The organism is Kitasatospora sp. NPDC057015, assembly GCF_042673745.1.
Taxonomy (GTDB): Bacteria; Actinomycetota; Actinomycetes; order Streptomycetales; family Streptomycetaceae; genus Kitasatospora.
Genome location: NZ_JBHUSG010000067.1, coordinates 36,585 through 44,684, shown reverse-complemented (window position 1 = coordinate 44,684; position 8,100 = coordinate 36,585). Strand labels below are relative to the sequence as shown.

3 protein-coding genes and 1 pseudogene are annotated in these 8,100 nt (G+C 78.4%); 3 read left to right on the top strand and 1 reads right to left on the bottom strand.

Annotated elements, in window-relative coordinates:
- Positions 1-479, bottom strand: a pseudogene (locus ACFTWP_RS37915) (hypothetical protein); the annotation flags it as partial.
- A 351-nt stretch (positions 480-830) separates the two neighbouring features.
- Between ACFTWP_RS37915 and ACFTWP_RS37910 the strand changes: the two are divergent.
- The 3 genes from ACFTWP_RS37910 to ACFTWP_RS37900 all read left to right on the top strand — a co-directional run bounded on the left by ACFTWP_RS37910 (position 831) and on the right by ACFTWP_RS37900 (position 7,998).
- The gene (locus tag ACFTWP_RS37910) at positions 831-1,367 is read left to right on the top strand and encodes a sigma-70 family RNA polymerase sigma factor (RefSeq protein ID WP_380269679.1); all 537 of its coding nucleotides are present in this window, start codon (positions 831-833) and stop codon (positions 1,365-1,367) included.
- On the top strand, positions 1,364-3,205 hold the full coding sequence (locus ACFTWP_RS37905; RefSeq protein ID WP_380269678.1) for a hypothetical protein: 1,842 nt from the start codon (positions 1,364-1,366) through the stop codon (positions 3,203-3,205). The genes ACFTWP_RS37910 and ACFTWP_RS37905 overlap by 4 nt, the downstream gene beginning before the upstream one ends.
- Before the next feature lie 140 nt (positions 3,206-3,345).
- On the top strand, positions 3,346-7,998 hold the full coding sequence (locus tag ACFTWP_RS37900; protein ID WP_380269677.1) for an FtsK/SpoIIIE domain-containing protein: 4,653 nt from the start codon (positions 3,346-3,348) through the stop codon (positions 7,996-7,998).
- Positions 7,999-8,100 lie beyond the last annotated feature (102 nt).

Sequence of the window (8,100 nt, the reverse complement as noted above, 5' to 3'; positions counted from 1 at the left end):
GCCCGTACGTCGAGCGGCTCCGGGCACCGGCGGCCGAGCGGGCCGGGCGGGGGCCGCCGCGCCCGTGCCGGGGGCGGGGGGGCCGCGGGGGCGCCGGCCGGGGCCGCGACCTCCGGAGCCGGCGGCGCCGCGGCCTGCACGGTCACGGTGGGGGCGGGGCCGGCGGTGACCGGTGCGCGGTCGCCCGTGCCGGTGGCCCGGTCGGTGGGCGCCCCGGTCGGTCGGGCCGACGGCTGCCCGCCGGACGCGGCGACGGCCGGCCGGGTGCCGGCTGCCGCCGCCGGACGCGAGGTGAGGTGCGGGAGCTGGGCGGCGCCGAGTACGAACGCCCCGGTCGCGGCGGCGACCGCAACGGTCGCGCCCCAGGCCCGGGCTCCGGGGAGCAGCCCGCGCGGCGGCGAGGGGGTGTGCCGGGTGAAGGTGTCGGCGAAGCGGCCGGTGGACTGCGGGCCGGCCGACGGCTGATCGGAGGGGGGCACCGGGCCTCCAGTGGGCGTGAGGATGTCCACGACAGGTTCCCTCCCGCACACCACGAGCAGGTGAACATTCGCCGCTCGGCGCGTGGCTGATTGTCAAGAACTGCTGCCAGTTGGCCAGTTGAGCGACGCGACTTGGCCTGCTGTTCACCTCTGCACGAACCTTTGGACGACTGTGGTCAGTACCGTGGCCGCCGGTTGGGGATGTGCGACCAGCGCGCACATGACAGGGGAGCTCCGCCGTCCGCAGATAGCCGCGCGATCAGGAAGAGCAGTTTCATGGAGCACAGCGCCGGTATGCCCAGCCGGACGCCCGACGGTCCCTCCGAGCCCTCACGTGCTCCCCTGCGCAGAGTGGCGGACGCACCGCCCGGGCCGGACCACTGCGCCGAACTCCTGCTGGCCGAACGGGAGCGGCTCCAGCGGTTCGTCACCAGCCTCGCCCGCCACGACCCGTACCTGGTCGAGGACATCGTCCAGGAAACCCTCCTGCGGGCCTGGCAGTTGGCCGACCGCCTGGACTGGAGCGACCTGCCGATCCGGATGTGGCTGTTCCGGGTCGCCCGCCACCTGCTGATCGACGGATGGCGCAAGGACCGCGCCGTCCCGGTCGGCATCGCCGCCGAGGGGTTCCCGGACCAGGCGCCGGTCGCCGACCAGACCGCCCAGGTGCTCGACCGGCGGGTGCTGGTCGACTCGCTGCGCCTGCTCGACCCGATCCACCGCGAGGCCGTCGTGCACATCCACCTGCTCGGCCGTGCCGGACCGGACACCGCCCGGCTGCTCGGCATACCCGGCGGCACCCTCAAGTCCCGTACCCACTACGGCATGCAGGCGCTGCGGCGGAACCTCGCCGACCGCGGCGTCGCCGCCCACGGGATCGCCTCGTGAACGCCGCGAGCGCCGTGCCGGGCGGCACCGGTACCCTCTTCGGACTCGCGGGCCTGCTCCTGCTGCTCGCCGTGCTCGCCCACCTCGCGGCCCGTCGGGTCGGCGGCTGGGCGGCCGTACGGCGCGGCCTGCGCCGGGAGGCGGCCGCCACCGCCGCCGCGTTCGCCGCACCCGTCCGGGCCCAGCTCCGCTACCGCCGCCATGTGCGCCTGCTGGTCAGGCTGTTGGGTGACAAGGCCGGCTGGGCCGACGCCGAGCGGGCGGCGCTCGGAGCCGGCCGGGTGCCCGGTGTCCAGCCGTACGGGGTGCTGCTCGGCAGGTCCGTGGTGGGGGTGCTGGTCGCCTGCGGACCAGGCACCCCGCCGGTGCCGCCGCAGCCCTGGGCCCCGGACGACACCGACCCGCGGCTCTGGTGGATCGACCGTGCGGACGCGGCCCGGGCGGTGACCGGCGCGCGCCCCGCGCCGCTGCTCGCGGCCCTCGGGACGGACGGCCGGCATGCCGTGCTGCTCGACCTGGCCGCCGGGCCCGCGGTCACCACGGTGGGCGGCGAGCGCGGCACCGCCCGCGCCGTGCTGCAGGCGGTGGCGGCCCAGCTCGACGCCCGGCTCCCGGCCGGCGCCGTCACCGTGGCGGACGGCGTCCACCCGCGTCACACCGGCCCGGACGTGGCGGACGCCCTGGCGAAGGCCGACCGTGCCGCGACCGGCGGAGCGCCGGCCTTCGCGGTCTGCGTCGAGGCACCGGACGCCGTCCGCCCCGCCGGCGGGGCCCGTCTGCTGGCGCTCGGCGGCGCCCGGGGCTCCGCCCGGCTGCTCACCGCGGACCGGGCCGGGCTGCGCGTGCTCGGCACCGGCCTGCTGGTCGACGCCGTCCCGCTGGCCAGGGCGACGGCCCGCAGCCTCCCGCTGCTGCCGCCCTATCCGGCCCACGACGCCGGCCCGGCGGACGACGGCGACCTGGCCGAGCCGGAGTTCGGCGCGGACGGCTTCGCCGACCGGGACGGGCCGGCGCAGGCCGTACTGCCGGGCCTGTCCGCGATCGGCGCCACGGTGCAGGCCCCGCCGCCGGCTCTCACGCCCGCCGCTCCCAAGCCCGCCGCGGAGCCGGAGCCGGACCCGGAGCCGGTGGCGGTGCCCGCGCTCGGCGCCGACCCGGCCGAGGAGGGCGGAGCGGCGACGACCGGAAGCCCCGGGCTGCCCGGACGGTCGGCCCGCGGTGCGGCGGTGAAGGTCGGCGCACCGGCGCCGGTCGCCCCGGTCGCGGCGGCGGAGCCCGCCGCGGAGGAGGCGGAGCCGGCCGGCCGGGCCGACGGCGGGGTGACCGCCGGTCCGCCCCCGCTGGTCTTCGGCCGGGTGACGGTACCGAGCGCACCGCTGGCGCCCGGCGCACCGTCGCTCGCACCTGCGCCCACGACCCGGCCGAGGTTCGTACAGCGCCCCGCGGGCGAGGCCGGCCAGGGCGAGGAGCCCGCCACCGACCCCGCCGCGCCCGTCGAAGCGGACCGGCCCGCCGGCCCGCAGGTGCCCGCGGGCCCGGCCGCCCCGGCATCGGGGGACTCCACCCCCGAGGTTCCCGCGATCCCGGCGACCCCCGCGATCCCCGGGGTCCGGGGCCGACTCCGGCTGCCGCGCCCCGAGGCGCTCGCCGGCGACGACGGCACCTTCGGGCCGGTTCGGGCACCCGCCACCCCGGACACCGGCGACGGACCGGGCCCGCTGAACGGTCCTGCCGCGCCCGGCGCACCGCGCGCGGTTCCGGTCGACGACGACCTCGCCGAACCCGCCCCGGAAGCGGGCGGGAGCGGGCCCGGCGTCTCCGCAGCCGTCCCGTCCTGACCCGTCCTGTCCCGTCCCGACTGTCCCGACCCGATCCGACCCGACCCGATCCGGGCCTCGGCCGCCCCGCCGCCCAGCCGTGCGGCCACGCCCGCACCCCGACGTCCGACATCCCGAGTCCGACCCCTGGAGACCGCCCGGTGAAGCTCACCGTCACCCTCGTCGACAGCGCCGACGCCCGCCGCCGCGACCATGTACTGGACCTGCCGCCGTACGCGACCGTGGGAGACCTGGCCGCCGCCGTCGACCGGCGCCCGTCCGACGGGTACGGGCCGCGCGGGGAGGCCGGATCGGCCGGCGGGCCGGGCGCCCTCGCCGCCGGCACCGGCGTGCCCGAGCCGCGCGGGCTGCACCTGGGCCCGGTCCTGCTGGACACGGCCGCTCCGGTCAGCGAGGCCGGCGTCCTGGAGGGGGCCGTCCTCGGCCTCGGCGGCCCGGTGGCGGAGCCCGACCTCGTCCGGGTGCCCCCGCCGGACGGGCGGCGGCCCGGCGGCCCGGCGGAGCTGGAGCTCCACCTGGTCTCCGGTCCCGGCGCCGGTCGGACCTGGCGGCTGGCGCCGGGGAGTCACGAGATCGGCTCGGACCAGGCGTGCGCCGTCCGCCTGCCCGGCGGCGGCGTGCCGGCCGGCGGTCTCTGGGTGACGGTCGCTCAGGACGGCTCCGCCTTCTGGCACCGAACCGGTTCGTCCCCGGTGGAGGTGCGGGCCTGCGTCCCCGGGCCGTCGGGCACCGCCGGCGACGCGCTCCCCGCACACGCCGCCCCCGGGCTCCCGGCCCAGGCCGGGCCCGCCCGGTCGGGGGCCGAGCCGGCGGCGGCCGTCCCCGCCCCCGGGACCCTGCCGGCCGCCGCCGCGCTGCCGAGCGGCGCCGTGGCCTGGCCGCTCGGCGGCGACATCGCCGCCGGCGCCGCGCTGCTGCGCCTGGTGGAGCCGGTCGAGCCGGACGCCGCCGTGGCGCCCTCCGCGGACGGCACCGGGGTCGACTACAACCGTCCGCCGCGGATCGCCCCGCACCTGGACGCCGAGCGGCTGCGGCTGCCGATGCCGCCCACCGCGCCCTCACGGCGGCCGTTCCCGCTGCTGCTGATGGTCGCGCCGATGGTGCTGGGCATGGTCATGGTGGCGGTCTTCCACTCGTACTTTTACCTGGTGTTCATCCTGTTCAGCCCGCTGATGGCGCTCTCCAACTGGATCGTCGGACGCCGCGGCAACCGCAAGGCGCACGAGCAGGCCGAGGCCCGCTACCGGCAGCGCCGCCGCACCCTGGAGGGGGAGATCCGGGCGGCGGCCGACCGCGAGCGGCTGGTCCGCGGCCTGGCCGGCCCCGACCCGGCCACCGTCGGGCTCACCGCCGTCGGCCCCGGCAGCCGGCTCTGGGAGCGGCGCCGGCGCGACCCCGACCACCTGGTGCTCCGGCTCGGCACCGTCGACCAGCCGTCGGTGAAGGAGCTCGACGATCCCGCCCGCGACGAGAACCACCGCACGGTGCGCTGGAACATCCCGGACGTCCCGATCGGGGTGGAGATCGCCGAGTACGGCGTGGTCGGCGTGGCGGGCGCCGGCGAGCCCGTGCAGGCCCTCGCCCGCTGGCTGGTGGCCCAGTCGGCCGTCCTGCACAGCCCGCGCGACCTGCGGATCGTGGTGCTCACCGAGCGGGCCGGGGCGGAGGGCTGGGAGTGGGTGCGGTGGCTGCCGCACCTGCGGCCGGCCGCGGCCGGCGGCCCGGTCGTGAGCATCGGCAACGACCCGGAGTCCACCGCCAACCGGATCTCCGAGCTGGTCGCCCAGATCCAGGCCCGGCAGCGGGCGCTCGGCTCGTCCATGGGCAAGGCGATGTTCAACGAGCCGGACGTGCTGGTGATCGCCGACCGGGCCCGGCAGTTGCGCGACGTCCCCGGCATGGTGCAGGTGCTCACCGACGGCCCCCGGGTGCGGGTCTTCAGCATCTGCCTGGACGAGCAGGAGCGGCTGCTGCCGGAGGAGTGCGCCGCCGTGGTGCTCGCGGCCGGCCACCGCCTCACCGTCCGCCGCACCGGTGCGCCGAACATCACGGACGTCCGCGCGGACCAGGTGGACACCGACTGGTGCGAGCAGGTCGCCCGCGCGCTGGCGCCGGTGCGCGACGTCAGTCCGGAGCACGACGCGGGCCTGCCGCAGCAGGTCAAGCTGCTCGACCTGCTGCGGCTGGAGCCGCCCGCCCCGGCCGAGCTGCTGGCGCGCTGGCGGCGGCGGCCCGCGTCCACCGGCTTCCTGCTCGGCACCGGCTACGACGGGCCGCTCACCCTGGACCTGGTGCGCGACGGCCCGCACGCGCTGGTCGCGGGCACCACCGGCTCCGGCAAGTCCGAACTGCTGCAGTCCTTCGTCGCCTCGCTGGCCGCCGCCAACCGGCCCGACGAGCTGACCTTCGTCCTGGTCGACTACAAGGGCGGCTCGGCGTTCCGCGAGTGCGCCGAACTCCCGCACACGCTCGGCATGGTGACCGACCTGGACGCCCACCTGGTGGAGCGCGCCCTGGAGTCGCTCGGCGCCGAGCTGCGCCGCCGCGAGCGGCTGCTCGCCGAGGTCGCGGCCAAGGACCACCCCGAGTACCGCTCCAAGCGGCTGGCCGATCCCACCCTGGCGCCGCTGCCCCGGCTGCTGCTGGTCATCGACGAGTTCGCGACCCTGGTCCGCGAGGTGCCGGACTTCGTGCCCGGCCTGATCGGGATCGCCCAGCGCGGCCGTTCGCTCGGCATCCACCTGGTGCTCGCCACCCAGCGCCCCTCCGGGGCCGTCACCAGCGACATCCGCGCCAACACCAACCTCCGGATCGCGCTGCGGGTCACCGACGCGACCGAGAGCCAGGACATCATCGACACCTCCGAGGCCGTGCACATCCCCGCCTCCGCCCCCGGCCGCGCGCTCGTCCGGCTCGGCCACCGCTCCACGGTGCCGTTCCAGGCCGCCTGGGCCGGCGGCGCCCGCCCCGCGCCGGGCGGCCCGGCGGCCGGCCCGGCCCGCCCCGCGGTCCGCACCGTCCGCGCCGCCGAGCTCTCCTGGGCCCGGCTCGGCCGGCCCGTCGCGATGCCCCTCACGGACACCGACCCCGGCGCCCCCGCGGCCCCGGCCCCCACCGACCTGCAGGCCCTGGTCGCCGCCCTGCGCGAGGCGGCGGCCGGCCTGGACGACTTCGTCCCGCAGCCCAGCCCCTGGCTGCCCGCCCTGGAGGAGCGGATCCTGCTGGACGAGCTGGACGAGCTGCTCCCCGACCGGACCGGCGCCATCCCCCCGATCCCGTACGCACTGGAGGACGTCCCGCAGCTCCAGGAACGCCGGGTCGCCACCGCCGACCTCGCCGTCTTCGGCCACCTGTACGTGATCGGCGCACCGCGCTCCGGCCGCACCCAGGTGCTGCGCACCCTCGCCGGCTCGGCGGCCCGCACCGCCTCCTGCGCCGACGTGCACCTCTACGGCATCGACGCGGCCGGCGGCGGCCTGGCCGCCCTCTCCGCGCTGCCGCACTGCGGCGCCGTCGTCTCGCGGCACGACCTGGAGCGCCTGGAGCGCCTGCTGCACCGGCTCACCGCCGAGCTGACCAGCCGCCAGGAGCGCTGCAGCGAGCACAACGCGGCCGGCCTGAACGAGCTCCGCGCACTGCTGCCCAAGGCCGAGCGGCCCGCGCACATCCTGCTGCTGATCGACGGCTGGGACGCGCTCTCCGGGCTGCTCGACGACCACGACAACGGGCGCCTGGTCGATCTCGTCACCCGGCTGCTGCGGGAGGGCGCGGCGGCCGGCATCCACGTGGTCGCCAGCTCCGAGCGCTCACTGCTGGGCGGTCGGCTGGCGGCCCACAACGACCACAAGCTGCTGCTGCGCCAGGGCGACCGCAACGACTACCAGTTGGTCGGGCTCTCCCCGAGCAAGGTGCCGGCGGCGGTGCCGCCCGGGCGCGGCTGGCACGCGCTGACCGGCACCGAGACCCAGGTGGCGCTGCTCGCTCCCGACCACAGCGGCCAGGAGCAGGCGAAGGCGCTCGCCGCGATCGGCGCCGAGACCACCCGCCGGGACTCCCGGGTGCCCGCCGCCCGGCGGCCCTTCCCGGTCGCGCCGCTGCCCCGGTCGGTGGACTTCGCCGAGGCGTACGAGACCGTCGAGGCCGGGCTGCGGCGTCCGATGTGGGGCCTGCTGGGGCTGGGCGGCGACGACGCGGGCCCGGTCGGGGTGGACTTCGCGGGCTCCTCGGCGGCCTTCGCGGTGCTCGGCCCGCCCGGATCGGGCCGCAGCACCTCGCTGGCCTCGCTGGCGGTGTCGCTGCTGGCCGGCGGTACCTCACTGGTCGTCCTGACGCCCCGGCACTCCCCGCTGCGGGCGCTGGCCCGGCACGCGCGGGCCAGGGTGCTCACCGAGCCGGACCCGGCGCCGCAGGACGTGCAGGCCGCGCTGGACGAACTGGGCGGCCCGCGGGTGGTCGTGGTCGACGACGCGGACCTGTTGGCGATGCCGGCCTGCGACCGGATCCTCAAGGACATCGCCACCTTCGGCCGCGACCGGGGCCTCGGCCTGCTCTACGCCGGCCCGGCCGACGCCCTGCAGGTGGCGATGGGCGGCTGGGTCACCGCCGCCAAGCGGGCCCGCCGGGGTCTGCTGCTGGCTCCCAAGAGCCTGCAGGAGGGGGACATGATCGGCATCCGGCTCCCGGTGCACCTGATCCGGTCCACCCCGGTCGCCGGCCGCGGCTGGACCACCGGCCGGGCCGGAGAGGCGATGGCGGTGCAGGTGCCGCTGACGGTGCTGCGCGCGGACGGCTGAGGCGCGGGGGCGGGCCCCGGGCGGCCCGGCCCCCCGCCCCCCCCCCCCCCCCCCGGCCCCCCCCCCCCCCCCCCCCCCCCCGGCCCCCCCCCCCCCCCCCCC